The sequence below is a fragment of the Janthinobacterium sp. UMAB-60 genome (genome assembly GCF_900095235.1).
Classification (GTDB): Bacteria; Pseudomonadota; Gammaproteobacteria; order Burkholderiales; family Burkholderiaceae_D; genus Janthinobacterium.
In genome coordinates this window covers 278,011-302,745 of the sequence record NZ_LT607482.1, presented here as the reverse complement: position 1 = coordinate 302,745, position 24,735 = coordinate 278,011, and the positions used below count along the sequence as shown (strand labels likewise).

The following is a 24,735-nucleotide window of genomic DNA, read 5'->3' as shown; positions in this document are numbered from 1 at the left end:
CGCCACGAGCGGGCCGCAGCGTCTTCCCCACCCTAGCCTGGAAGCATGCATGAAACCGATCAAATTGCTGGCCATACCCGCCCTGATGCTGTCGCTGTACGGCGCCCCCCTGAGCCTCGCCCACGCCGCCGGTGCGGCCGCCGCGACGGCAGCCACGACCGTGCCAAATGTTGCCTACGAAAAATACACGCTGCCGAATGGCCTCGACGTGATCCTCGTGGAAGACCATAAATTACCCGTCACGGCCGTCAATGTCTGGTACCACGTGGGTCCGGCCAATGAAGCGCCGGGGCTGACGGGCTTTGCGCACTTGTTCGAACACATGATGTTTGCCGCCACCAAGCACGTGCCGCGCGGCATGGCCGACCAGTTGCTGGAAGGCGCGGGCGCCACCGATTCGAACGGCAGCACGGATTTCGACCGCACCAATTATTTTGACACGGTGCCGTCGAACCAGCTGGAACTGGCCTTGTGGGCCCATTCCGACCGCATGGGCTATCTGCTCGACGTGCTCGACCAGACGGCGCTGACGAACCAGCAGGACGTGGTGCGCAACGAGCGCCGCCAGAGCGTGGAAAACGCACCGTACGGCATCGTGCAGGAAGCCCTGTACCACCAGCTGTTTCCGAAGACCCACCCGTATTACGCCAGCGTCATCGGTTCGCATGCGGACATCCAGAACGCGAAGCTGGCCGACATCAAGGAATTCTTTACCAAATACTATGGTCCCAACAATGCCAGCCTGGTGATCGCCGGCGACATCGACAAGGCGAAAACCAAGCAACTGGTCAACAAATACTTCGGCAGCTTCAAGAGCGGCCCCGCCGTGGCCAAGCCCGATGTGGTGACGCCGCCCATCACGCAGGAGCGCCGCATCGTGGTGCAGGACCGGGTCGAGTTGCCGCGCGTCTTCATGGCCTGGCTGACGCCGTCCGCCTACGCCAAGGATGACGCGGAACTGTCGATGGCCGCGCACATCCTGGCCGGCGGCAAGTCCAGCCGTCTGTACAAGTCGCTGGTGTACGACAAGCAGATCGCGCAGGACGTGGGCGCGAACCAGAGCTCGAACGCCCTCACCTCGGTGTTCAGCCTGGACGTGACGGCCCGCCCCGGCCACCAGCCCGAGGAAATCGAGCAAGCCATGCAGGCCGAACTGGAACTATTGCGCACCAAGGGACCCAGCGAGAAGGAAATCGAGCGGGCCCGCAACAGCATCGAGACGAGCATGCTGAGCCAGGTGGAAAAAGTGGGCGGCAACGCCAACATGATGAACCAGTACAACCAGTACCTGGGCGACCCCGGCTACCTGGGCAAGGATATCGAACGCTACCGCCAGGTGACGGCGGCCGGCGTGCAGCGTGCCGTCGACACCTACCTGACAAACCAGGCGCGTGTGGTCGTGTATGGCGTGCCGGGCACGCCGGACCTGGGAGCGGAAGTGGCGACGCCGGCGCCGGGCAAGGTCAAGGCGGCGCCAGGCACGGCCATCAATGCGGACGAGCCTTGGCGTAACAAGGTGCCGGCTGCCGGTCCCGCGCCGAAGATCGTGCTGCCGCAAGCGACGTCCTTCACCTTGAGCAATGGCTTGACCGTGATCCATAATTACAACCCGGCCGTGCCGCTGATTTCCAGCCAGCTGGTGGTAAAAAGCGGTTCGGGCGCCAATCCGCTGGCGCAGCCGGGTTTGTCGGGCTTTACGGCGCAACTGCTGCAGGAAGGAACCAGTACGCGCAGCGCGCCGCAGATCGCCGATGACGTGGCGCAACTCGGTGCTTTCCTCGGCACGGGTTCCAGCGCGGACGCCTCGTTCGCCCAGCTGACGTCGCTGAAAACCACCTTCCCGCAAGCGCTCGACGTGCTGGCCGACGTGGTGCAGCACCCGCAATTCCCCGCGGCCGAAGTGGAGCGCCAGCGCGCCAGCCGTATCGGCGAACTGGCGCAGCAGCGCGAAAACGCGGGGGCCGTGGCGGCCCGCGTGGAAGCGGCAGCCCTGTACGGCCCGCAACATCCGTACGGGTACATCCAACTGGGCACGGAAGCGGCCCTGAAAGCCACCAGCCGCGCCGACCTGCAGGCGTTCTGGCAGCAGCATTATGTGCCGAACAATGCGGCCCTGATCGTCTCGGGCGACATCGACGCCGCGCAATTGAAGAGCCTGGCCGAAGCCAAGTTCGGCAGCTGGAAGGCGGGCGCGGTGGCGCCGTCCGTGACGGCGGCGCCGGCCACGACAAAAGCAAAACTGATCCTCGTCGACAAGCCGGGCGCGCCGCAGACGGCCGTGCGCCTGTCGACCATCGCCGTGGCCCGCACGACGCCCGATTATGCGCCGCTGCAAGTAATGAATGCCGCGCTGGGCGGCTTGTTTACGAGTCGGCTGAGCAATAATCTGCGCGAAGAAAAGGGCTACACCTATGGCGTGCGCTCGCAATTCCAGTACCGCAGCCAGCCAGGCCCATTCTCGATAGCCGCCGGCGTGCGCACGGACGTGACGGGCCCGGCCGTGTCGGAAACCTTCAAGGAAATCCGCGCCATGATCGCCAAGCCACTGACGGCCAGGGAATTGTCGAATGCGCGCAATTCGCAGGTGCTGTCGCTGCCGGGCCAGTTCGAGACGAATGCCAGCATCAGCGCCAGCATGGCCAACGTATATATCTACGGCCTGGGCCTCGACTACTACGCGACCCTGCCACAGCGCTTTGCCAGCGTGACGGACAAGCAGGTGCAGCAGGTGGCAAAAAAATACCTGCAGCCGGAAAAGCTGATCGTCATCGGCGTGGGCGACCAGGCGAAGATCGCCCCGCAATTGAGCAAGCTGAAACTGGCGCCCGTGGAACTGCGCGATGCCGAGGGTAACGTGAAGTGAGGACTAGCGGCGCTTGAACAGCGCCGCTTTATCCACCAGCGCCGCGATCGCCACACCGGCCGTGTAGGCGATCAAGTCGCCCCAGCCGAAGGTGGAACCGAGCACCAGGTGCCCCAGCGGATGCGCGCGCAGCGCGACGAGCCATGGCGTCTGGACCAGCTGGCCGAATTCCACGGCAAAGCAGATCAGCAAAGACCACAATGCCAGCTGCCACGTGCGCATGCGCGTGGCGATGATGCCCAGCGCAAAGACGATCATCATGGCCCACAGGGCGTCGCCCGGATACTTGCCGAGCGCGGCGGGAAGGAATTGGGGATAGGCGCGCGAGGCCAGGCCCAGCGCGATGACAGCCACGGTTGCGCCCACCTGCAGCAGGCGGCGGCGTTCAGGTTTTACCAGGAACATATTTCCATTCAAAGGCACAATACGGACCGAACCATTGCGGCCCGTGCGATATTGTACTGCGCCTGCCCTGCCTGCCTGGCGCATATTTCGGCATGGCAAGTTCAACCGGCGCCCTTGCACGGCGCCGGTCAAGCGGCGCTACCTTCGCAGCCCCGCCGGACGGATCGGCTCTTAGTCGCCCAAGCCCGCGTACAAGGCCGTGCTCAGGTAGCGTTCGCCGAACGACGGGATGATGGTGACGATGGTCTTGCCCGCGTTTTCCGGACGGCGCGCCACTTGCAGGGCTGCCCACAGGGCGGCGCCCGACGAGATGCCAACCAGCAAGCCTTCATCGCTGGCGGCCAGGCGCGCCGTGGCGAACGCGTCGTCGTTCTTCACGCAAATGATTTCGTCGTAGATGGCCGTGTTCAGTATCTGCGGCACGAAACCGGCGCCGATGCCCTGGATCGGGTGCGGCCCCTTGGTGCCTTTCGACAGCATCGGCGACGCTTCCGGTTCCACGGCGATCACTTGGACGCCGGGCTTGCGTTCCTTCAACACTTCGCCGATGCCGGTGATCGTGCCGCCCGTGCCCACGCCGGCGATGACGATGTCGACTTGTCCATCCGTATCGCGCCAGATTTCCTCGGCCGTCGTGGCGCGGTGGATGGCGGGATTGGCGGGATTGTTGAATTGCTGCAGCATCAGGTAGCGCGGCTCGGCCGCCACCATTTCCTCGGCCTTGCGGATGGCGCCCAGCATGCCTTCGCTGCCGGGCGTGAGCACCAGCTCGGCGCCGTAGGCACGCAGCAGGATGCGCCGTTCGCGGCTCATGGTATCGGGCATGACGAGGGTGCAGCGGTAGCCGCGCGCGGCGCAGACCATGGCCAGCGCGATGCCCGTGTTGCCGCTGGTGGGCTCGACGATGACGGTATCGGCATGAATCTTGCCAGCGGCTTCCGCAGCGACGATCATGGACAGGCCGATGCGGTCCTTGACGCTGTGCGCGGGATTGTAGAATTCGAGTTTGGCCAGGATGGTGGCCACACTGCCGGCGGCGATGCGGTTGATGCGCACCAGGGGCGTGTTGCCGATCAGTTCAGTGACGTCGTTGGCGATGTTCATGGGAGTCTCCACAGCTATATCAGAAAATCCCAGTCTACCGCTTTTTCACGGCAGCGCACGTGGTGCGCTGCCGAAACTGAACAATTACTTCACGTCCAGCAATTCCACGTCGAAGATCAGTGCCGAGTTCGGCGGAATGTCGCCATTGCCGGCGCCGCGCGGACCATAGGCCAGTTCGCCTGGAATGATCAGGGTGCGCTTGCCGCCCACTTTCATGCCGGCCACGCCCTGGTCCCAGCCCTTGATGACCATGCCCTTGCCGAGCGGGAAGTCAAACGGGCCACGGCCCACGGAGCTGTCGAACTTCTTGCCGCGCGAATCTTTCGCCATGGGACGGTACAGCCAGCCCGTGTAGTGCACGGTGACGTTATTGCCGGCGGACGCTTCCTTGCCCGTGCCGACCTTGTTGTCGATCACGATCAGTTTATCGGCGACAGGGCCGGGGCTCAGCGAGACGGCGGAGGCGGGAACAGGCGCTGGCGCCTGTGCCTGCGCCAGCGACGCGGCGACGGAGCAGATCAGGGCAAACAAAACGGAGCTACGCGTCATGATGTATTCTTTCAGTGAGTTTCGGTGAGATCCCTGCCAATGCAAGAGGCAGGGAACGCCAATCATAGCAAACCGCCGCAACGATAGGAAAAACTTGTCGCCTGATACCCATTGCCCCCGCCTGTTTTACGCGCTGTGGCCCGATGCAGCCACGCGCACGGCCCTGCTCGCCTGGCAGGCGCGCTTGCAAGGCAAGCCCGTGCGCGCCGAGAAACTGCACCTGACGCTGGCCTTCCTGGGCCAGCGCCCGGCCAGCGAGCTGCCGGCCCTGCAAGATATCCTGGCGCACTTGCCGGCGCATCCCATACCCTTGCTGTTCGATCACGCCAGCCACTTTGCGCAGCTGGCGCTGGCCTGGGCCGCCCTGGCGCAGCCCTCGCCCGCCCTGCTCGCCTTGCGCGCGGCCTGCATGCATGAGCTGGCGCAACAGGGCCTCGCGCCCCGCTTCGAGCACGACCGCTTTACACCGCACGTGACGCTGGCGCGCCAGGCGCCGCCGCCGGCCAACCAGGACTTCGCGCCCATCGCCTGGCTGGCGGACGAACTGGTGCTGGTGGAATCGCTGAAAAGCAGCGGCGATTACCGCATCCTGGCCAGCAGGAAATTAAGCTAGGCGGCGTCCGGTATTAACACTGGCACCTCGGCCAGTTTGTCCTGGCGCAAGCTTTTCAGCGCATGGGCGGCCGCCACCATGCCGAAGCTGGCCGTCACCACCACGCTGGAACCGAAGCCGGCACAGTTCAAGCCCGTGACGCCGGCGGGCGCGCTGCCATCGATGGCGCACGCTTCGGCGCTCTCGGGCGTGCTCAACGGCTCCATGGAAAACACGGCGTCGACATTGAATTTGTTTTTCACGCCACGGGGAAAACCATATTCGGTGCGCAACAGTTTTCGTACACGCTTGAGCAGCGGTTCCTGCTCCGTTTTCGACAAATCGCGCACGGCGATCAGGGTCGGGTCCGTCTGCCCGCCCGCGCTGCCGATCGTCAGCATGGGAATGTTGCGCGCACGGCAATACGCGATCACGGCCGCTTTCGCCTTGGCATTGTCGATGGCGTCGATCAGGTAGTCGAAATCGCGCCCGCCCAGCAATTGCTCCAGGTTATCGGGAGCAATAAAATCCTCGATCTGCGTGACCTGGCACAAGGGGTTGATCAGTTCGATGCGTTCGGCCAGGGCCGTGATCTTGGCCTTGCCGATGGTGTCGCTCATGGCCTGGATCTGGCGATTGATATTCGATTCGGCAACATTGTCGAGGTCGATCAGGGTCAGGCGGCCGATGGCGCTGCGCGCCAGCGCTTCGACGATCCAGGAACCGACGCCGCCCACGCCGATCACACACACATGAGCGGCACGGAAGCGTGCCAACGCGGGGGCGCCGTACAGGCGGGCAATGCCGCCGAAACGCCGTTCAAAATCGATCTCGGTCAAGTCCATGGAAATTAGTTCATTGGTGGAGGTATGCATGGCGCCATTTTAACGGACACTGCGCTGGCGGATATTCTAAAATAGCCGAATTGACACAGCGACAAGCTCCGTTTGTCGCCGCGCCCCCACACCGCCCACCACGAGAACTCGCCATGACCTCTCCCCTGTTCGACTCCGTTCCCGGCTTTGACCAGCCCATCGCCGTGCTCAAGCATTGCCACGACAAGATCCGCAAGCAGCTGACGACCCTGCAAAATCTGCTGGGCCACCTGGGACAGAACGGCAACACGCCGGAAGCGCAACAGGCGGCCAAGGCGGTGTTGCAGTATTTCAATAAGGCCGCCCATCTGCATCATGATGATGAAGAGCAAGACCTGATGCCCATGCTGCAGGCCACGGCCACGGGCGAGGACGCGGCCCTGCTGGCCACCCTGGTGCCGGAAATCCTGGCCGACCACCAGCGCATGGACCAGGCCTGGCTGACCCTGCGCCCGGAACTGGACGCCATTGCCGCCGGCACGGACTCGCAGCTGTCGCACGATGGCGTGCGCGACTATGTCGCCGCCTACCAGGCCCACATGGCCAAGGAAGAAGGACAACTGGCGCCGATGGCCAAGCGCCTGTTCAGCGCGCAGCAGATGGAGCAGCTGGGCACGGCCATGCAGCGCCGCCGCGGCATCGCGCCCGATGCGCCGGAAGCTCCCGCAGTGCCGGACGCGGCCGCCGTGCTGGCGGCCATGCGCACCGATTACGTGCAATCGCGCCTGAGCGAGACGGATGTACTGGCCGATCCCATCGCGCAGTTCCAGAAATGGTTTGCCGAAGCCGTCAAGGCCCAGGTGATGGAGCCGAACGCGATGGACTTGTCCACCGTCAGTCCCGACGGCAAGCCCAGCTCCCGCATCGTGCTGATCAAGCAGTTCGACGAGCGCGGCTTTACCTGGTACACGAATTACAACAGCGACAAGGGCCAGCAGCTGGAACACAACCCGCACGCGGCCCTGCTGTTCTTCTGGCGCGAGCTGGAACGGCAAGTGCGCATCGAAGGCACGGTGGTGAAAACCACGGCGGCCGAGAGCGACGAGTATTTCAATGTGCGCCCCCTGCAAAGCCGCTTGTCGGCGATTGCCTCGCAGCAAAGCGCCCCCATCGCCGACCGTGCCACGCTGGAAAGCCATTACGAGGCCGTGGCCGCAGCCCTTGGCGACGCGCAGCCGCCACGCCCGGCCCACTGGGGCGGCTACCGCTTGCAGCCGGAGCGCATCGAATTCTGGCAGGGACGCCGTTCGCGCTTCCACGACCGCATCGTGTTTACGCGCGGTGCCGACGGGCAATGGAGCATGCAACGCTTGCAACCCTGAGCAAGCTGGTCAAGGCGGCGCAAAGCAAGCTGGTCAATATAGGTGTAGGCTATGAAGGTAGAAGTTACTAAATAACATTGTTTCTCAATTTGCGGCCCCAACTGGGGCCGCTGCATTGGAGGCCATTTTGTTTGTACAAAACCAACTCAAGTCCTGGATCGCCAGCATCCGCAGCAAGACCGCCCTGCCGCTGCGCATCGAATTGTGGAACGGCCAGCATGTCGACCTGTCCAGCGAAACGCCCAGAGTCACCATCCGCCTGCCGACCGTCGCCTCGGCCCGCTATCTGCTGAACCCCTCGCTGGCCAATCTGGGCTCGGCCTATGTGGAAGGCAATATCGAGGTCAAGGGCACGGCGATGGATATGATTTCCATCTGCAATGCCCTGGCGCGTAACACCTTGAAACCGGAAGGCAAGCTGGCGCGCATCGTGCGTAGCTTTACGCACGACAAGAGCAAGGATGCCGAGGCCATCCGCTACCACTACGACGTGTCGAACGCGTTTTATGAACAATTTCTCGACCCCGCTCTCGTGTATTCCTGTGCCTATTTCGAACATGGCGATGAAACCCTGGCGCAGGCGCAAGTCAAGAAGATCGACCATATCCTGAAGAAAATCCAGCTGCAGCCGGGCCAGACCCTGCTCGACATCGGCTGCGGCTGGGGTGCGCTCGTCATTCGTGCCGCACAGCAATATGGCGCCCGCTGCGTGGGCGTGACCCTGTCGGAAAACCAGTACGCGCTGGCGCGCGAGCGCGTGGCGGCAGCCGGCCTGGCGCACCTGATCGACATCCGGCTGCAAGACTACCGCGACGTCACGGGCCAGTTCGACCGCATCACCAGCGTGGGCATGTTCGAGCACGTGGGTTTGAAGCACTTGCCCGACTACTTTTCCATCATCAACAAGCTGCTGGCGCCGGACGGCATGGCGATGAACCACGGCATCACCTCCACCGACCCGGAGAATGGCGAAACGCCGTATGGCGGCGGCGAATTCATCGAAAAATATGTGTTTCCGCACGGCGAGCTGGCGCACATCGGCAATGTCCTGAAAACCATGCAGCAAGGGGGGCTGGAAGTGCTGGACGTGGAAAACCTGCGGCGCCACTATGCGCGCACCTGCGCCCTGTGGACGGAAAATTTCGAAGCCAACGCCGAGCAGATACGCCCGCTGGCGGGCGAACGGCGCTTCCGCATCTGGCACGTCTACCTGGCCGGCTGCGCCTATGCCTTCGAGCAAGATTTGATCAGCCTGTACCAGATCGTCTGCGTGAAGGGGGGCCGGCGCTCCGCCACCCTGCCCTGGTCGCGCAACTACATGTATGCGCAGGAGACAAGGCCGTCACCCGTGCTCACGCCCTGACAGGCACGCGCGCGGGGCGCCTACTTCAGGCGTCCCGCGTACATGGCGCGGAATTTCTCCACCTTGGGCGCGACGACCAGCGCGCAATAGCCCTGCAAGGGATGCTGGGCAACATAATTCTGGTGGTAATCCTCGGCCGTGTAAAAGACTTGCGCCGGCGCCAGCTGCGTGACGATGGGCGCATCCCACACGCCGGCCATCTCGGCCAGCACCTTGCGCGCCACGCTTTCCTGTTCCGCCGACTGGTAATAGATGACGGAACGGTATTGCGTGCCGACATCGTTACCCTGGCGATTCAGGGTGGTGGGGTCGTGCAGCGTGAAAAAGATTTCCAGCAAGTCGTGGTAAGCGATGACGGCCGGGTCGAATTCCAGGCGCACCACTTCCGCGTGGCCCGTGTCGCCCGCGCATACCTGTTCATACGTGGGATCGGGCACGCCGCCGCCCGTGTAGCCGGCCGCGACGCGCGTCACGCCGCGCACTTCCCCATACACGGCGGCCAGGCACCAGAAACAGCCGCCGCCCAGTACCGCCACTTCCATTTCCGCACGCATCTTGTACTCCCTTCTCCCAATTGGCCATGAAGGCAATATTGCTACTTAAATTACTATAAACCAAACCGCCAGCGGCTGCATTGCAGCCTGCATGCTGCGGGCTGATACGGTCATCGCATGGAACATTTTGTCATTTGACCATCAAACACGGGCGCTGCTATACTGGATTAAATATTTCCTATAAGCAACAAAACATTACGGATGCCATATCACGAATGTTTCATCTCTCACTCCAAGGCAAAACATGAAGGAATATACTGGCGACTATCTGGAAATCGGCCCGAGCAAACCAAGTGGCAAATGGCGTAAGTACACGTATATCAAGATCGGTACCGAGATCATCAAGAATGTCTACATCGACGAACGCCTCAGCATTATCTTGCGTGATCAAATGAAACGCGAGGGGCCTGCGAAATTGTGGATCATCCAATGGGCATTCCGGCCTTTGATTATCGGCATTACCCAAAATGACGGGCAAACCTTCCGGCAGAGTCTTTTCACACAATACGGTTTTGCCGGCATATGCCTTGCCATTGCGGCTGGCACGCTGATGGCATGGGAAATAGGGAAATTCATTCTGCCTTTGGCGATTCTCGGCGCCTGGCTTAACATCGGACTGATCAGCAAAATCAAGAAAATTCCGGCTGACCATATTTATTGATGTCGCCGACGCATGCTCCGGCTTCATTTCGCTTCGGGCCTTCATGACGGGAAAGTACTGGCAAGGCCATTTTTTGGCATAATGGAGACAAACAGACAGGTCTCCCATGAACACACGCTCTCCCCGCGCGCCCGCGCAAGAATTCGATACGACACATTTCCGTCAGGCATTGTCGCAGTTTGCCACCGGCGTGACGGTCATCACCACGCGCCTGGCCGACGGCAGTTTCCGCGGCTTGACGGCCAGTTCCTTCAATTCCGTTTCGCTGTCGCCGCCCCTGGTGCTGTGGAGCCTCGGTTCCGTGGCGAACAGCATGCCGATTTTCAGCGGCAACTCGCATTACGTCATCAATGTGCTGGGCGCCGAGCAGGCGGAACTGGCGCAGCGCTTTGCACGCCGCACGCCGAATCCCTTCGACGATGTCGAATACGAACTGTCGCGCACGGGCCAGCCCATCCTGAAAGGCGCATCGGCCTGGTTCGAATGCCACAACCGCAGCCGCTATCCGGAAGGCGACCACGTCATTTTCGTGGGCGAAGTGGAACAATGCGCGTTTGCCGCGCAACCACCCTTGATCTTCCACAATGGAAAGTTCAATACACCGCCAGCCTGAGCGGGACAAAAAAAAATCCGCCGAGGCGGATTTTTTGTTTTACAGGGTAAAGTTGTACCCGATGCTGATACTCACGGCAACCGGGTCGAGCTTGATGTCCTGCGTCTGCCCCGTCGAGAATTTCGCCTTGGTTTTCAGGTAGGTCTTGACCACGGCCACGTCGGCAAACCAGCGCTCGTTGATGGCCACGGTGCTGCCGAGCACCAGGCTGCCTGTCAGCTTGTTGTCCATGCGGTAGGTGACTGGTTTTCCACCCGGATCCAGCAGGGCCGTCATCTGACCCGAGCCGGTTTCCTTCTGGAAATATGCATACGTCAAGCCCGCGCCCACGTAAGGGCGGATCATCGCATTGGGCTGGAAGAAACGGTACTGGATGAAGGCCGTCGGCGGCAACACTTCTGCCGTGCCCAGCTTGCCCGTGCCCTTGATCGAACCATCACCCACCAGGTCGTGCTTGTACGGCACGCCCAGGATCATTTCAGCGGAAATATTGTCCGTGAGCATATAGGCAAAGCTCAGGATGGGCTTGGTATCGGCCTTGACATCGGCTTTCGTGCCCGGCAGTGCCGGTGCGGAAATGTCGCCACTGTCCACGTGCGGCGTGATCTTGTTGATGCCAGCCTTGACCATCCAGGTGCCTGCGCTTTGCGCCGAAGCGCCCGTCGCCATGGCCATCGCGGCAGCTGCAGCCAGCACGCGTACAGCGGTATTCAAACGATTCTTCATCTTGTCTCCTGATTCATTATGTGCGGAGTGTTCCGCTATCGAGTCTTGTCGCTGCCGGCCGCGCCTCCCAGGCACAGCCGGTACGGCCATCCCTTACAGCCAGCCCCGCACGACCATGTCCTTGGCCACGTAGCGGGCCAGCAACAGGTTATTGAACGGCGTAGGATGCACATCGTCGGCATACGCATAGTGGCTGACGTCGCCCGCTTTCAGGTTCGTGCCATTGCACACCAGCGAGCTGCCCAGAATATTGCCTGGCGCGCTCAGGTCGCATGCCGTTTCCGTGACGTTGGTCAAGCCATACGGGCCGGGATTGACGCCCTGGTCATGGCTGACGGCAAACACGTCGACCAGCAAGACTTTCGCATTACCCGTCAAGCCCGCCTTGATTTCGCCATTGAAGGTGCTGACCATGGCATTGATGAGCGCCTTGGTATTGGCATCCTTGCCCAGGCCCGATGGCGTACCGGCCACGTCAGGCAGATTGTTGACGATGACATAGTTGGCGCCCTTGGCAATGATCTGGTCCTTCACCAGCGCTACCAGTTCGGTGCCAGCCTGTTTCATGGCGCCAACCAGTGCAGGTCCATTCGCTGCGGCGTAATCGGCACCGGCCTTGGCACCTGCAGCGGCGCCGGCGGCGTTACCGGTAACGGTGGCATCGGCTTGCGCCTTGGCCACCAGCGGGCCATACACGGCTTGCGAAGATATTCCCGGATCACCGGCAATAACGGCAGCTTGCACGGCAGCACCCACGATCGATGCGGAGGTGGCGCCTGGCGCTGCGGCGGCAGCCGCCACGGCGGCGCCGATGGCTTGCGCCGCCGTGGCAGGATTGGCGGCGTGAGCAGCGAAGGCCGCGACCAAATTGGTGGCAAAGGCTTTCGCGCCAGCAGCGGCACCAGCAGTAGCGCCTGCCGCCTGACCAGCAGCGGTGGCCTTCGCTTGCAAATCACCCAGCAAGAACAGCACGTCGTTACCGCCGGCCATCACGAACACGGCTTCCGTGCCGCTGAACTTGCCGCCGGACACGGCCAGGTGGTTCGCGATCTGCGTCACCACGGGCACGGTCAGGGCACCCAGCTCGCTGCCCGTCGCCTTGTTGTTCGGGCCAACCGGATTGGTCACGCGCGAACCGCCCATGGCGTAGCCGTAGCAACCAGCATGCTTGACGCGTGGCACGGCCAAGCCCTTCAACGCATTGCCTTCCAGGCCAGTCTCGGCGGCGCATGGCGCGGCCAGGCTGAATTGCGCGGCCAGGTGCTCGGTCCAGTTCTTGCCCGTCAGTTCAGGATTGATCTTGGTATTGTCGCCATTGATGGTGAACTTGCCGCCACCTTTCGCCAGCACCGTGCCGACGGCATACGAACCGACATCGGACAGGCTGTCGCCGAACGACACCTGCGCCGTGTATTTGACTTTCAAGGTTTGATCACCGCCACTGGCGCCACCGCAACCTGCCAGGACAGCCGCAGCCAGCACGGCCAGCGCGAATTTTGTTTGATGCATTTTGTCTCCTCGGTCTTTTTTCTGGTTTCTAAACGAACGGGCGTGCTATTCGCTACCCAACTAATATGCCATCGTTCCTCAGGCTTGTATAGAAAATATGTTTTAAAAATCAACGAAATAACAACACCGCCGGCGCCCTGTCATGACCGGGCGATCAGCTGAATTATGGAGGATATAAGATGTTTCGTGGCAAGCATCGCTATTGCGCTGCATCAAGAAAAAGCCCCTTGCGGGGCTTTTCATTATGCGGATAGAAACTGCTGCAAGATACCACTTGAGCCGAACGCGGCGCGCCGCAAACGGTCATTCACGCCCAGCCACGCGGGCCCGGTGGGCGGTGCTTCGACGAGTATCAGCTCGGCGCCGACCTGGTCCATCGTGCGCAGCGAGGCATACAGCGCATGTGCGTAATTTTCAGGGGTCGCGGCCAGGCGCACGCTGGCGCTGGCTGGCGGCAGATCCGAGTAGTGGATCAGGGCCACGCGACGCCCGTCATTGAGCAGGCGGTTCAAGGTGGCGCGCACGTCGTCGCTGTGCTGCATCGCAACAGGCGTGTGCGGTGCGTAATGCGATTCCAGTGTGCCCGAGGCGCGCGGCGCGGCCGCGTCCGCCACGGCCGGTGCGCGGCCGATGACGGCAGCGATTTGTTCGCTGCTGATATGGCCGGGACGCAAGAGCACGGGACCGTGCGTGGCCAGGCGCGACAGGTCGACGATGGTCGACTCGATACCGACCTCGCTCTGGCCGCCATCGAGGATCTGGCCCAGCAAGCCGCTGCCCAGTTCCGCCGCGAACTCATCGCGCACGTGCTGCGCCGTGGTGGGGCTGACATTGCCGAATTTGTTCGCCGACGGCGCCGCCAGGCCGCCCTTGCCGCCCTTGAAGGCGCGGAGCAATGCGATCGCCACCGGATGCGACGGGCAGCGCAGGCCCACCGTATCCTGGCCGCCGGATACAGCGTCGGGAATATGCGCGGCGCGCCTGACGATCAGGGTCAGCGGGCCGGGCCAGAAGGCGGCCACCAGCTGCTGCGCTTCCACGGGAATATCATCGGACCAGTGCGCCAAATCGGCACCGGGCGCCACGTGCACGATCACGGGGTGGTCCGATGGCCGGCCCTTGGCTTCGTAGATGCGCGCCACAGCGGCCGGGTTTTCCGCATCGGCGCCCAGGCCATATACTGTTTCCGTCGGGAAAGCGACGAGGCCGCCCGCTTCCAGCACGGCGGCCGCCGCCGCCAGGTCTTGCGCGGGCACGCTCACGGCGCGATTCCCAGAATCAGACAAGCATCGCGCAGGCGCTGCTGCGCCTCTGGCAAGCTGGCCGCGATGAAGGTCAGGTGACCCATCTTGCGGCCACGGCGCGGATCGTCCTTGCCATACAGATGCAAACAGGCGCCCGGCAGCGCCAGCACCTGGTCCCACGCCGGTTCGCAGGCGACATCGCTGTCGTCGGCAAACCAGGCGTCGCCGAGGATGTTGAGCATCACGGCCGGCGAATGCTGGCGCACATCGCCCAGCGGCAAGCGCGCCATGGCCCGCACCTGCTGCGCGAACTGGCTGGTGACGCAGGCATCCATCGTGTAATGGCCGCTGTTGTGCGGACGCGGCGCCATTTCATTGACCACCAGGCTGCCGTCTGTGAGCACGAAAAATTCGATGCACAGCACGCCGACATAGCCGAGTTCGGCAACCATCGCTTGCGCCGCCCGCTGCGCCCTGGCGGCGCAGTCGTCGGACACGTTCGGACCCGGCACCGTGGTGGTAAACAGCACGCCGTCGCGGTGCACGTTTTCGGCGATCGGATACACGACCGATGCGCCGTCCACGCCGCGCGCCGTCAGCACGGACACTTCATACGCCAGCGGCAGCATCTTTTCCAACAGGCAAGTTACTTCGCCCATTTCCGCAAACGCGGCACGCACCTCGTCGCGCGTGCGCACGCGGTACTGGCCCTTGCCGTCATAGCCCATGCGCACGGTTTTCAGTATGCCTGGCAGCAAGTCGTCGCTGATGGCATCGATGTCAAGCTGCGTGGCAATCACCGTATGTGGCGCCGGCAGCACGCCCGATGTCGAGGCGCAGGCGACAAAGAAACGTTTTTCGGCGATGCGGTCCTGCGCCACCGACACGCCGTGGGCGTTGGGGGCGACAAACACGCTTTCGGCCAGGCGCGACAGACTGTCGGCCGGCACGTTTTCGAATTCGGTGGTGACGGCCAGGCATTGCGCGGCCAGCGCGTCAAGCCCGGCTGCATCGCTGTAGCCGGCATTCACCAGACGCTGCGCCACCTGCCCCGCAGGGCAGGCGTCCGATGGTTCCAGTACGGCAACCTGATAGCCCATGCTCTGGGCGGCCTGCGCAAACATGCGGCCGAGCTGGCCGCCGCCCATCACGCCCAGCCACGCCGGTGGATGGGCGGCGGGCAGCAATGGGGAAGTCGATTTACTATTCATTATTTTTCAAACACATTATTCAGGCAAGACCATGGCCTTGGCGGCGGCCGTTTGCGTGGTGCGGAAAGCTTCGAGTTGGTCAGCCAGGGCGTCATCGTTGGCGGCAAGCATCGCCACCGCCGTCAACGCCGCATTCGCCGCGCCCGCTTCGCCGATGGCGAAGGTGGCCACCGGCACGCCCTTGGGCATTTGCAGGATGGACAGCATGGAATCTTCGCCGCGCAAGTATTTCGACGGCACCGGCACGCCCAGCACGGGCACGATGGTCATCGCCGCCACCATGCCAGGCAGGTGGGCGGCGCCACCGGCGCCGGCGATGATGGCGCGCAAGCCGCGCGCGCGCGCGCTTTTCGCGTACGCATACATCTCGTCGGGCATGCGGTGCGCGGAAATGACTTGCGCTTCGTACGGCACGCCAAACTGTTTCAGGATGGCAACCGCGTTCTGCATCACTTCCCAGTCCGAGGACGAGCCCATGATGACGCCGACCAGCGGCTTATTCTGCTCTGTCATCTTATGCCTTCAGCTTCTCGCCCGTCAGGCGTTCGATGGCTTCGAAGTACTTGGCCTGGGTTTTTTCGATGACGTCGGCCGGCAGCGCGGGCGCCGGTGCGGTCTTGCCCCAGGTCAGCGTTTCCAGGTAGTCGCGCACGAATTGCTTGTCGAACGACGGCGGCGAAATGCCAGGCTGATAGGAATCGGCGGGCCAGAAGCGCGACGAGTCGGCCGTCAGCACTTCATCCATCAGATGCATGACGCCATTGTCGTCCAGGCCGAATTCGAACTTGGTGTCGGCGATGATGATGCCGCGCGTGGCCGCGTACTCGGCGGCCGTCTTGTACAGGGCAATGGCCACGTCGCGCATCTTGGCGGCCAGTTCGGCGCCGATGCGCTCTTCCATTTCAGCAAAGCTGATGTTTTCGTCATGCTCGCCCAGCTCGGCCTTGGCCGCCGGGGTGAAGATCGGTTCCGGCAGTTTTTCCGCCTGTTGCAGGCCTGCTGGCAACTTGATGCCGCAGATGCTGCCTGTATCTTGATAGTCTTTCCAGCCCGAACCGATGATGTAGCCGCGCACCACCGCCTCGACCATGATGGGCTTCAAGCGCTTGGCCACCACGGCGCGGCCCTTGACTTGCTCCACTTCCTCGGGCGCCACCACGGATTCCGGCGCCACGCCGGTCAGGTGATTCGGCACGATGTGGCCCAGTTTCTCGAACCAGAAGTCGCTCATCTGATTGAGGACCTTGCCCTTGCCGGGGATAGGCTCGTTCATGACGACATCGAAGGCCGACAGGCGGTCCGTGGTGACGATCAGGATCTTGTCGTCGCCGACGGCGTAATTGTCGCGGACCTTGCCGTGGCCCAGCAATGGCAGGGAGTGGATGGAAGTCTGATAGAGGCTGTTCATAGCGGGGGGAATAGTTGGATGAAACGAAACCGGCAGGCAGGGAAGACGCCCGCCGGTCGAGAAAATCGGGCACGGAGATGCAGCTTCCGGCCCGTTCCAGACAGAATTTTACTTCACAATTTGCGACAGCTCGCCGGCCTTGTAGCGCTCGGCCATTTTTTCCATCGTGATGACCTTGATTTTCGACGCCTGGCCTTCGCAACCGAATGCCTGCATGCGGGCGCGCACGATTTGCTCTGCAGCAAGACGGGCTGGCTTCAGGTAGTCGCGCGGGTCGAATTTCGATGGGTTTTCAAACAGGTATTTGCGGATCGCGGCCGTCATCGCCAGGCGGATATCGGTGTCGATGTTGATCTTGCGCACGCCGTGACGGATGCCTTCCTGAATTTCTTCCACTGGCACGCCGTAGGTTTCCTTCATGTCGCCGCCGAATTCGCGGATGATGGCCAGCAATTCCTGCGGTACCGACGACGAGCCGTGCATCACCAAATGGGTGTTCGGGATGCGCGCGTGGATTTCCTTGATGCGGTCGATGGCCAGGATGTCGCCCGTCGGCTTGCGCGTGAATTTATACGCGCCGTGCGAGGTGCCGATGGCGATCGCCAGGGCGTCGCACTGGGTGCGCTGCACGAAGTCGGCAGCCTGCGCCACGTCCGTCAGCAGTTGCTCACGGGTCATGGTGCCGTCGGCGCCGTGGCCGTCTTCCTTGTCGCCCTTCATGGTTTCCAGCGAACCGAGCACGCCCAGTTCCGCTTCCACCGTCACGCCGATGGCGTGCGAGAATTTCACCACTTCACGCGACACTTCCACGTTGTATTCGTAGGAAGCGACCGACTTGCCGTCCGCTTCCAGCGAACCGTCCATCATCACGGAAGTAAAACCCGAGCGGATGGCGGCCATGCAGACGGCCGGCGACTGGCCGTGATCCTGGTGCATGACGACGGGAATGTGCGGATACGCTTCGACGGCGGCGTCGATCAGGTGGCGCAGGAAGGCTTCACCGGCGTACTTGCGCGCGCCAGCGGACGCTTGCATGATCACCGGCGAATTCAAGGCATCGGCGGCGGCCATGATGGCTTGCACTTGCTCCAGGTTATTGACGTTGAAAGCAGGAATGCCATAACCGTTTTCGGCGGCATGGTCCAGCAGTTGACGCATGGATACGAGAGACATGGTAATACTCCAGAGAACAATAGAAACCGTTGCGGCGCTTCGCGGTCGATGACCGCGGCGGCGCCTGAATTCTTAGCTATTAATCAAACTCGCCGACTGTGACAATCTTTAATGCATTCGTGCCACCCACCTGGCCCATCGGCTCGCCCCAGGTGACGACGATCATGTCACCCTTTTTGACGATGCCCTGCGCCACCAGCAGCTCTTCCGCCTGCTTCAGCACTTGCGCGCTGGGGGCGTTCTGCATCAGATGATACGCCCGAACATTGCGGTACAGCGCGGCTTTGCGCAAAGTGGTGACACTGGGCGTGAGCGCGTAGATCGGCGTGTCGATGCTGTGGCGGCTCATCCACAAGGCGGTGGAACCGGATTCCGTCAGCGCCACGATGGCTTTTACGCGCAGGTGATGGGCCGTGAACAGCGCGCCATACGCGATCGACTGGTCGATGCGGGTAAACGTGACGTTGAGGAAATCGGCATCGAGCTTGTTGTATTCGGACTGTTCCGCCTCGACGCAGATGGCGGCCATCATTTCCACCGTCTCGATCGGGTACTTGCCCGAGGCCGTCTCGGCCGAGGTCATGACGGCATCCGTGCCATCGAGCACGGCATTGGCCACGTCGGACACTTCGGCGCGGGTCGGCACGGCGTTGACGATCATCGATTCCATCATCTGCGTGGCCGTGATCGCCAGTTTATTCGACGCGCGCGCCATCTTGATCATGCGCTTCTGCAAGGCCGGCACGGCCGCATTGCCCACTTCCACGGCCAGATCGCCACGCGCCACCATGATGCCGTCGGACGCGTCGAGGATTTCCTGCAGGGCAGGAATGGCTTCGGCGCGCTCGATCTTGGCGATCATCATCGGCTTGTGGTGGTACGCTTCGCCGGCAATATTGGCCAGCTGGCGCGCCATTTCCATGTCAGTCGCGCATTTCGGGAAGGAAATGGCCAGATAGTCGGCCTGGAAACTCATGGCCGTCTTGATGTCTTCCATATCCTTGGCCGTCAGCGCGGGGGCGGACAGGCCGCCACCCTGGCGGTTGATGCCCTTGTTGTTCGACAACTCGCCGCCAATCTTGACGGTGGTGTGGATTTCGCTGCCGTGGATGCGCTCGACGATCAGCACGATGAGGCCGTCGTTCAGCAGCAGCACGTCGCCCTTGTGCAGGTCGCGCGGCAAAGCCTTGTAGTCGAGGCCGACCCGTTCCTGGTTGCCCAGTTCACCGTTTTCGCCCCACTTGGCGTCGAGGATGAAGCGCTCGCCCGCTTCGAGCTGGATGCGGGTGTTTTCAAACTTGCCGACGCGAATCTTCGGACCCTGCATGTCGGCCATGATGGCCACTTCGCGGCCGCATTCGGCCGCCGCCAGGCGCACCAGCGCGGCGCGGTCGATATGGTCTTGCGCCTTGCCGTGGGAAAAATTCAAGCGCACCACGTCGACGCCCGCACGTATCATTTTGACCAGGATATCGAAGTCAGTGGAGGCGGGGCCGATTGTTGCTACGATTTTTGTACCACGTGGCATAGGAATCCTTGTGCGCGAGCGAAGGTGAGCAAGGCCGGTTGGAGACAGCAGCCGGCAAGGTAAAAGCGCAGCGGTCAGGCTGCGCTTGGTGGCACTACAGTCAGGCTTTATCAGCCAGCACGTTGCATGAGAATTTCCACTGCGGGCAAAGTCTTGCCTTCCAGGAACTCCAGGAAAGCGCCGCCGCCCGTCGAGATATAGCTGATTTTATCGGTAATGTCGTATTTGGCAATCGCCGCCAGGGTGTCGCCACCGCCGGCGATCGAGAACGCTTTCGACTCGGCAATGGCCAGCGCCAGGGTCCTGGTGCCGTGGCCGAACTGGTCGAATTCGAACACGCCGACCGGGCCGTTCCACACGATGGTGCCAGCGGCGGCGATCTGCTGCGCCAGCAGGGCCGCCGTTTTCGGGCCGATATCGAGGATCATGTCGTCGTCCGCCACGTCGGCCACGTCCTTGACGGTAGCGGCGGCCGTAGGCGAAAACTGCTTGGCACACACGACATCAACGGGAATCGGTACTTGCGCGCCGCGCTTGGCCATGATCTCGATGATGGCTTTGGCTTCTTCGACGAGTTCCGCTTCCACCAGCGACTTGCCGACGTTCAAGCCAACGGCCTTCATGAAGGTGTTGGCGATGCCGCCGCCGACGATCAGGTTATCGACCTTGTCGGACAGGGCTTTCAGGATGGTCAGCTTGCTCGATACTTTCGAACCGGCGACGATGGCCAGCAGCGGGCGGGCCGGGGCGTGCAAAGCTTTCCCCAGCGCATCGAGTTCGGCGGCCAGCAGCGGGCCGGCGCAGGCGACAGGGGCGAACTTGGCGATGCCGTGCGTGGACGCTTCGGCGCGGTGGGCCGTGCCGAACGCGTCATTGACGTAGATATCGCACAATTTCGCCATTTTTTGCGCCAGCTCATCGCTGTTTTTCTTTTCGCCCTTGTTGACGCGCACGTTTTCCAGCAGGACCACCTGGCCTGGGGCCAGGTTTTCCAAGCCGGCACCGTCGATCCAATTTTGTTTCAGTGCAACTTCCTGACCCAGCAGCTCGGACAAACGGGCGGCCACGGGCGCCAGGCTGTCGGCCGGCTTGAACTCGCCTTCCGTCGGACGGCCCAAGTGCGACGTCACCATGACGGCGGCGCCAGCGTCGAGGGCGGCGCGGATGGCCGGCACCGAGGCGCGGATGCGCGTATCTTCGGTGATCTTGCCACTGTCATCTTGCGGGACGTTCAGGTCGGCGCGGATAAACACGCGCTTGCCTTGCAGTGCATTTTGGGCGATCAAATCTTGCAGACGGATGAAGTTGAGAACAGCTGACATGGCGATCCAGATGACGAGTGGAAGGAAGTGCGCTATTTTACCGCAATGACCAGACCAAATCCCCGATTTGTCCTGCTTTACTGAAAAACATGCAACAGTCGCAAGCCCGTGAAAACCAGCATGCCAAACACGATGGTTTGCAGCATATTGCGGCGCATCACGAAAAAGAGCGTGGCGGCAATACCGGATAACAGTTTCAAATTGGACAATTCAAAGTGCAGCTGCTGCCCCTCCATCAGCAGGTCGGGCGCGATGATGGCCGCCAGCGCACAGGCCGGCGCATAGCGTAGCATCTCGCCTACGCGGCGCGGAATGGTGATGTGATGGCCGACCAGCCAGAAGGTGCTGCGCGTGGCGGCCGTGGCCACCACCAGCACGGCGATGGCGATCCACACATCGGCCCTGCCCCAGTCTATGCCGTCAAACATGGCGTTTTATCCATTTTTCTGTCAATTCTTCCACGGCCATGGCGCTGACCATGCCCACCACCACGGCCACCAGCAAGCCCAGCTTATACGGCAGGCCGAAGGCCAGCACGGCCACAGCACCCGCCACCAGCACGCCGCACAGGGCGGCGCGACTGAGGATCAGCGGCACCGTCACGCACAGGATCGCCAGCGTGCCGGCAAAGCCCAGTCCCCATTCGGCCGGCACGACGGCGCCCAGCACGATGCCGATGAAGGAACCGATTTGCCAGGCCAGCCAGTTCGGGTAAATCAGTCCCTTGAGGAAGGGCAGCTTGGCCGGGTCCGGCGTTTCATGCGGGTAGCGCTGCAGGAACAGGCCCACCGTGATGTCGCCGGCCACATAGCCGAGCGCAAAGCGCTGGCGCCACGGCAGATGGGAAAAATGCGGGGCCAGCAACACGGAAAAGATGACAAAACGCAAATTGACGACGAGGGCCGTGGCGAAGATCACCCATACGGGCGCTTGCGCGGCCAGCAGGGGCAAGGAGGCGAGCTGGGCCGAGCCGGCAAACACGAACAGGGTCATCGCCCCCGCCTGCGCCACCGTCAAACCGCTTTTCACCATGGCCACGCCGACCACCATGCCCCAGGCGGCGATGCCCAGCAGGGTGGGCGCGCCCAGATTCAGGCCGGCGCGCCAGGCGTCTTTCAGCAGGGCCTCGTCCTTGTCGGCCATGACGGCGCTCACGCGGGTGTTCATGCGCACCCCCGGCAAGCGGAGTGTGGTAACTGCACAACAATGGTGCGCGTAGTAGCGCTACGCAACGGTGATACCGGCAAGGCGAATCCAGTCAGTGTGGCGCTGCAGCTGCCATATTTCCGCAAAAAACCCGCGCCGCAGCCGCAGATGATCGAGCCGCCATTTTAGCCATGATTTTTGCTGTCTGCCTGAATCCGTTAAAATCGTACTTTTGGCAGCAGCCGACTTCCTTCCATACAGCCTCACGGAGCATGACAAGATGACAAAAACCACCCAGCCAGCGGTCGAACTCGACGGTAAAGACTTGCCAGCCCACTGCCCTAACCCGGCCATGCCGCTGTGGTCGTCGCATCCGCGCGTGTTTCTGGAATTCAACAAAGACGGTATCGCCAAGTGCCCGTACTGCGGCACGGCGTATACCCTGAAGGAAGGCGCCAGCGCCGGCCATCATTAAACTGCCCAGCGGCGCGCCCCCAGCGCGCCGTTTTTATTTGCACCAGCCCGGAGTCGTCATGAAACGTCTGAAAGAACTCAATGGCAGCGCCGCCGAAGTCGAAGCGGCTTTCTACGATGCCTTGCACCGCGCCGACCTCGAAGCGCTGATGGCGCTATGGGCCGACGACGAGGAAATCGTCTGCATCCACCCGGGCGGCGCGCGCCTGATCGGCCATGCCGCCATCCGCGCCTCGTGGGAAACCATTTTGACGGCCGGCGGCCTGCACATCGTGCCGGCGCAGCTGCATGAAACGCACAACCTGATGAGCTCAGTGCACACCGTCATCGAAGGCGTCACCGCCGAAGAGGGCGGCCCGGCACATCTGCTGGCCACGAATGTATATGTCAAAACGCCGCGCGGCTGGCGCATCGTGCTGCACCACGCCTCCATCGCCCCCGGTGGCGCGCCGGCCGACGCCACGGGAACGCAGATCCTGCACTGATGTCCTTGTCTCTTTCCTACACCGCGCCGCTCTGGCTGCCTGGCGGCCACGCGCAGACGATTTATCCGGCCGTGTGCCTCGCCAAGCCGGCCGTGGCTTTCCGCCGCGAACGCTGGCAGGCGCCCGATGGCGACTTCGTCGACGTCGACCTGGTCGACGGCCAGCCGGGCCAGCCCTTCGTGTTGCTGTTCCACGGCCTGGAAGGCTCGTCGAACAGCCATTACGCGCGCGCCCTGATGGCCGAGGTGGCCGCGCGCGGCTGGTCGGGCGCCGTGCCGCACTTTCGCGGCTGCTCGGGCGAAGCCAATCTGGCGCCGCGCTTTTACCATTCGGGCGATGCGCAGGAAGTGGACTGGATCGTGCAGCGCCTGCGCCCGCGCGCGACAGGTAAATTTTACGCGGCTGGCGTCTCGCTGGGCGGCAACGCCCTGCTGTGCTGGCTGGGCCAGTCGCAGCACCAGGCCGATTTCATCGATGCCGCCGCCGCCGTGTCCGCTCCGCTGGACCTGGCGCAAGGGGGCAAAGCCCTGTCGTCCGGCGCCAACCGCCTCTACACGCGCATGTTCCTGAACACGCTCAAACCGAAGTGCCTGGCCAAGCTGGAACAGTTTCCCGGCCTGTTTGCGCGCGACGCCATGCTGGCCGCGCGCGACTTGCACGCCTTCGACAATGTCGTCACGGCGCCGCTGCACGGCTACCGCGACGCCGACGATTATTGGCACCGCGCCAGCGCCAAGCACGTCTTGCCAGACATCACCGTGCCGACCCTGGTGCTGAATGCCCAGAACGATCCTTTCCTGCCCGGGCGCTACTTGCCGCGCAGCGCCGCGCCGCAGGTCACGCTCGAATATCCACGCCACGGCGGCCACGTCGGCTTTGCCGCTGGCAAGTTACCAGGAAGCACACGCTGGTTGCCGCAGCGCCTGATCCATTTTTTTGAAGGCGGCAACACGGCGCCATCGGCACCATAAAGCTGTCACGCTGGCAGTTCGCAAACGCACACGGAAAACGCTACACATGGATGAACTCGTCAAACAGGCGCTGGCCAAATGGCCGAACGTGCCGCACTGCTACGGCTGGCTGGGCCTCGATGCGCGCGGCCACTGGCGCATGCGCGACCAGCAGGCGCAACAGCAGCAACTGCCCGGCGACAAGATAGCCCATGCAGCCCTGTTGGGATTTATCAACCGCAATTACGACCATGACGACCGCGGTTGCTGGTTTTTCCAGAATGGCCCGCAGCGCGTCTACCTGAACCTGGAAGCGACGCCCTACATCGCCCGCAGCGACCCGCGGCACGGTTTTGTCCTGCAGACAGGCACGCCGCTGGCGGCCATCGAGGCGGCGTATCTATGCGACAACGGCGCGCTGATCTTGCGCAACGATCATATCGTGGCGCAGGTGGACGACCGCGACATGGCGCAGGTGCTGCCATCGCTGCGGCTCGACGGCCTGGCGGCTGGCGACGAGGCCCTGCTGGCCTGGCTGGAAAATGGGCAGGGAAACTTGGTGTTATTGCATGACGACAAGGAGATAGTCGTGCAGCCGCTGCGCTACGATGCCGTGCCGACAACCTTCGGCTTCCAGCGCGCGCCGCAAGCCGAATAA

Annotated in this window: 26 protein-coding genes; 10 read left to right on the top strand and 16 right to left on the bottom strand. The window is 62.6% G+C overall.

The features are described 5' to 3' along the window. The first annotated feature begins 49 nt into the window (after positions 1-49). The gene (locus tag K0F86_RS01365) at positions 50-2,863 is read left to right on the top strand and encodes a pitrilysin family protein (protein WP_219132597.1); all 2,814 of its coding nucleotides are present in this window, start codon (positions 50-52) and stop codon (positions 2,861-2,863) included. A 3-nt stretch (positions 2,864-2,866) separates the two neighbouring features. Here K0F86_RS01365 and K0F86_RS01360 read toward each other — a convergent pair whose 3' ends face one another. From K0F86_RS01360 to K0F86_RS01350, 3 genes are all read right to left on the bottom strand, one after another. Further along, positions 2,867-3,268, bottom strand: a complete 402-nt coding sequence (locus tag K0F86_RS01360; protein ID WP_219132596.1) for a DUF2809 domain-containing protein — start codon at positions 3,266-3,268, stop codon at positions 2,867-2,869. 171 nt (positions 3,269-3,439) lie between these two features. Continuing rightward, positions 3,440-4,372, bottom strand: coding sequence for a cysteine synthase A (gene cysK, locus K0F86_RS01355; protein WP_219132595.1), 933 nt, complete (start codon positions 4,370-4,372; stop codon positions 3,440-3,442). Between the two features lie 84 nt (positions 4,373-4,456). Further along, a complete protein-coding gene (locus K0F86_RS01350; RefSeq protein ID WP_219132594.1) occupies positions 4,457-4,921 on the bottom strand; it encodes an FKBP-type peptidyl-prolyl cis-trans isomerase in 465 nt (154 codons plus the stop codon). Between the two features lie 94 nt (positions 4,922-5,015). Here K0F86_RS01350 and thpR point away from each other — a divergent pair, with 94 nt between their 5' ends. After that, entirely contained in the window at positions 5,016-5,534 is a 519-nt protein-coding gene (thpR, locus tag K0F86_RS01345) for an RNA 2',3'-cyclic phosphodiesterase (RefSeq protein WP_219132593.1), read from the top strand. On the opposite strand, the gene K0F86_RS01340 is transcribed toward thpR, so the two are convergent. Then, the gene (locus K0F86_RS01340) at positions 5,531-6,388 is read right to left on the bottom strand and encodes a tRNA threonylcarbamoyladenosine dehydratase (protein ID WP_257571932.1); all 858 of its coding nucleotides are present in this window, start codon (positions 6,386-6,388) and stop codon (positions 5,531-5,533) included. The genes thpR and K0F86_RS01340 overlap by 4 nt on opposite strands. Before the next feature lie 113 nt (positions 6,389-6,501). Between K0F86_RS01340 and pdxH the strand changes: the two genes are divergently transcribed. Further along, on the top strand, positions 6,502-7,710 hold the full coding sequence (pdxH, locus tag K0F86_RS01335; protein ID WP_219132592.1) for a pyridoxamine 5'-phosphate oxidase: 1,209 nt from the start codon (positions 6,502-6,504) through the stop codon (positions 7,708-7,710). Positions 7,711-7,837: 127 nt separating this feature from the next. Beyond that, positions 7,838-9,073 (top strand): cyclopropane-fatty-acyl-phospholipid synthase family protein, encoded by a 1,236-nt coding sequence (locus K0F86_RS01330; RefSeq protein ID WP_219132591.1) that lies wholly within the window; start codon positions 7,838-7,840, stop codon positions 9,071-9,073. A 20-nt stretch (positions 9,074-9,093) separates the two neighbouring features. Here the strand turns inward: K0F86_RS01330 and msrA are convergent, their stop codons facing one another. Further along, complete coding sequence (gene msrA, locus K0F86_RS01325) at positions 9,094-9,627, bottom strand: peptide-methionine (S)-S-oxide reductase MsrA (protein WP_257571931.1); 534 nt, start codon at positions 9,625-9,627, stop codon at positions 9,094-9,096. Between the two features lie 244 nt (positions 9,628-9,871). Here msrA and K0F86_RS01320 point away from each other — a divergent pair, with 244 nt between their 5' ends. After that, positions 9,872-10,288, top strand: a complete 417-nt coding sequence (locus K0F86_RS01320) for a hypothetical protein (RefSeq protein WP_219132590.1) — start codon at positions 9,872-9,874, stop codon at positions 10,286-10,288. 106 nt (positions 10,289-10,394) lie between these two features. After that, positions 10,395-10,901, top strand: a complete 507-nt coding sequence (locus K0F86_RS01315; protein ID WP_096237985.1) for a flavin reductase family protein — start codon at positions 10,395-10,397, stop codon at positions 10,899-10,901. A gap of 39 nt (positions 10,902-10,940) precedes the next feature. Here the strand turns inward: K0F86_RS01315 and K0F86_RS01310 are convergent, their stop codons facing one another. The 11 genes from K0F86_RS01310 to K0F86_RS01260 all read right to left on the bottom strand — a co-directional run bounded on the left by K0F86_RS01310 (position 10,941) and on the right by K0F86_RS01260 (position 22,189). After that, entirely contained in the window at positions 10,941-11,627 is a 687-nt protein-coding gene (locus K0F86_RS01310) for an OmpW family protein (protein ID WP_219132589.1), read from the bottom strand. 93 nt (positions 11,628-11,720) lie between these two features. After that, on the bottom strand, positions 11,721-13,136 hold the full coding sequence (locus tag K0F86_RS01305; protein WP_219132588.1) for an esterase: 1,416 nt from the start codon (positions 13,134-13,136) through the stop codon (positions 11,721-11,723). A 242-nt stretch (positions 13,137-13,378) separates the two neighbouring features. Next, entirely contained in the window at positions 13,379-14,398 is a 1,020-nt protein-coding gene (locus K0F86_RS01300; RefSeq protein WP_219132587.1) for an L-threonylcarbamoyladenylate synthase, read from the bottom strand. After that, complete coding sequence (locus K0F86_RS01295) at positions 14,395-15,591, bottom strand: 5-(carboxyamino)imidazole ribonucleotide synthase (protein WP_219132586.1); 1,197 nt, start codon at positions 15,589-15,591, stop codon at positions 14,395-14,397. The genes K0F86_RS01300 and K0F86_RS01295 overlap by 4 nt, the downstream gene beginning before the upstream one ends. 15 nt (positions 15,592-15,606) lie before the next feature. Then, a complete protein-coding gene (gene purE / locus K0F86_RS01290) occupies positions 15,607-16,104 on the bottom strand; it encodes a 5-(carboxyamino)imidazole ribonucleotide mutase (protein ID WP_219132585.1) in 498 nt (165 codons plus the stop codon). Position 16,105: 1 nt separating this feature from the next. Further along, positions 16,106-16,999 carry a phosphoribosylaminoimidazolesuccinocarboxamide synthase gene (locus K0F86_RS01285; RefSeq protein ID WP_070220356.1) on the bottom strand — a complete coding sequence of 298 codons (894 nt, stop codon included), beginning with the start codon at positions 16,997-16,999 and terminating at the stop codon, positions 16,106-16,108. A gap of 108 nt (positions 17,000-17,107) precedes the next feature. Then, on the bottom strand, positions 17,108-18,172 hold the full coding sequence (gene fba / locus K0F86_RS01280; protein ID WP_071075342.1) for a class II fructose-bisphosphate aldolase: 1,065 nt from the start codon (positions 18,170-18,172) through the stop codon (positions 17,108-17,110). 79 nt (positions 18,173-18,251) lie between these two features. Then, positions 18,252-19,700 (bottom strand): pyruvate kinase, encoded by a 1,449-nt coding sequence (gene pyk, locus K0F86_RS01275; protein ID WP_099762002.1) that lies wholly within the window; start codon positions 19,698-19,700, stop codon positions 18,252-18,254. 110 nt (positions 19,701-19,810) lie between these two features. Next, complete coding sequence (locus tag K0F86_RS01270) at positions 19,811-21,022, bottom strand: phosphoglycerate kinase (RefSeq protein WP_219132584.1); 1,212 nt, start codon at positions 21,020-21,022, stop codon at positions 19,811-19,813. 77 nt (positions 21,023-21,099) lie between these two features. After that, positions 21,100-21,450: an AzlD domain-containing protein gene (locus tag K0F86_RS01265; protein ID WP_219132583.1), complete on the bottom strand. Its 351-nt coding sequence runs from the start codon at positions 21,448-21,450 to the stop codon at positions 21,100-21,102. Beyond that, positions 21,443-22,189, bottom strand: coding sequence for an AzlC family ABC transporter permease (locus K0F86_RS01260; protein WP_219132582.1), 747 nt, complete (start codon positions 22,187-22,189; stop codon positions 21,443-21,445). The genes K0F86_RS01265 and K0F86_RS01260 overlap by 8 nt, the downstream gene beginning before the upstream one ends. Before the next feature lie 259 nt (positions 22,190-22,448). On the opposite strand from K0F86_RS01260, the gene K0F86_RS01255 reads away from it, so the two are divergent. Genes K0F86_RS01255 through K0F86_RS01240 form a run of 4 tightly spaced genes read left to right on the top strand, consistent with a single transcriptional unit; the run spans position 22,449 to position 24,735 of the window. After that, positions 22,449-22,643, top strand: coding sequence for a zinc-finger domain-containing protein (locus K0F86_RS01255; protein ID WP_070220739.1), 195 nt, complete (start codon positions 22,449-22,451; stop codon positions 22,641-22,643). A 58-nt stretch (positions 22,644-22,701) separates the two neighbouring features. Next, the gene (locus K0F86_RS01250) at positions 22,702-23,127 is read left to right on the top strand and encodes a nuclear transport factor 2 family protein (RefSeq protein ID WP_219132581.1); all 426 of its coding nucleotides are present in this window, start codon (positions 22,702-22,704) and stop codon (positions 23,125-23,127) included. Further along, on the top strand, positions 23,127-24,098 hold the full coding sequence (locus tag K0F86_RS01245; RefSeq protein ID WP_219132580.1) for a YheT family hydrolase: 972 nt from the start codon (positions 23,127-23,129) through the stop codon (positions 24,096-24,098). Before K0F86_RS01250 ends, K0F86_RS01245 begins: the two co-directional genes overlap by 1 nt. 46 nt (positions 24,099-24,144) lie before the next feature. Further along, entirely contained in the window at positions 24,145-24,735 is a 591-nt protein-coding gene (locus K0F86_RS01240) for a DUF2946 family protein (protein WP_219132579.1), read from the top strand.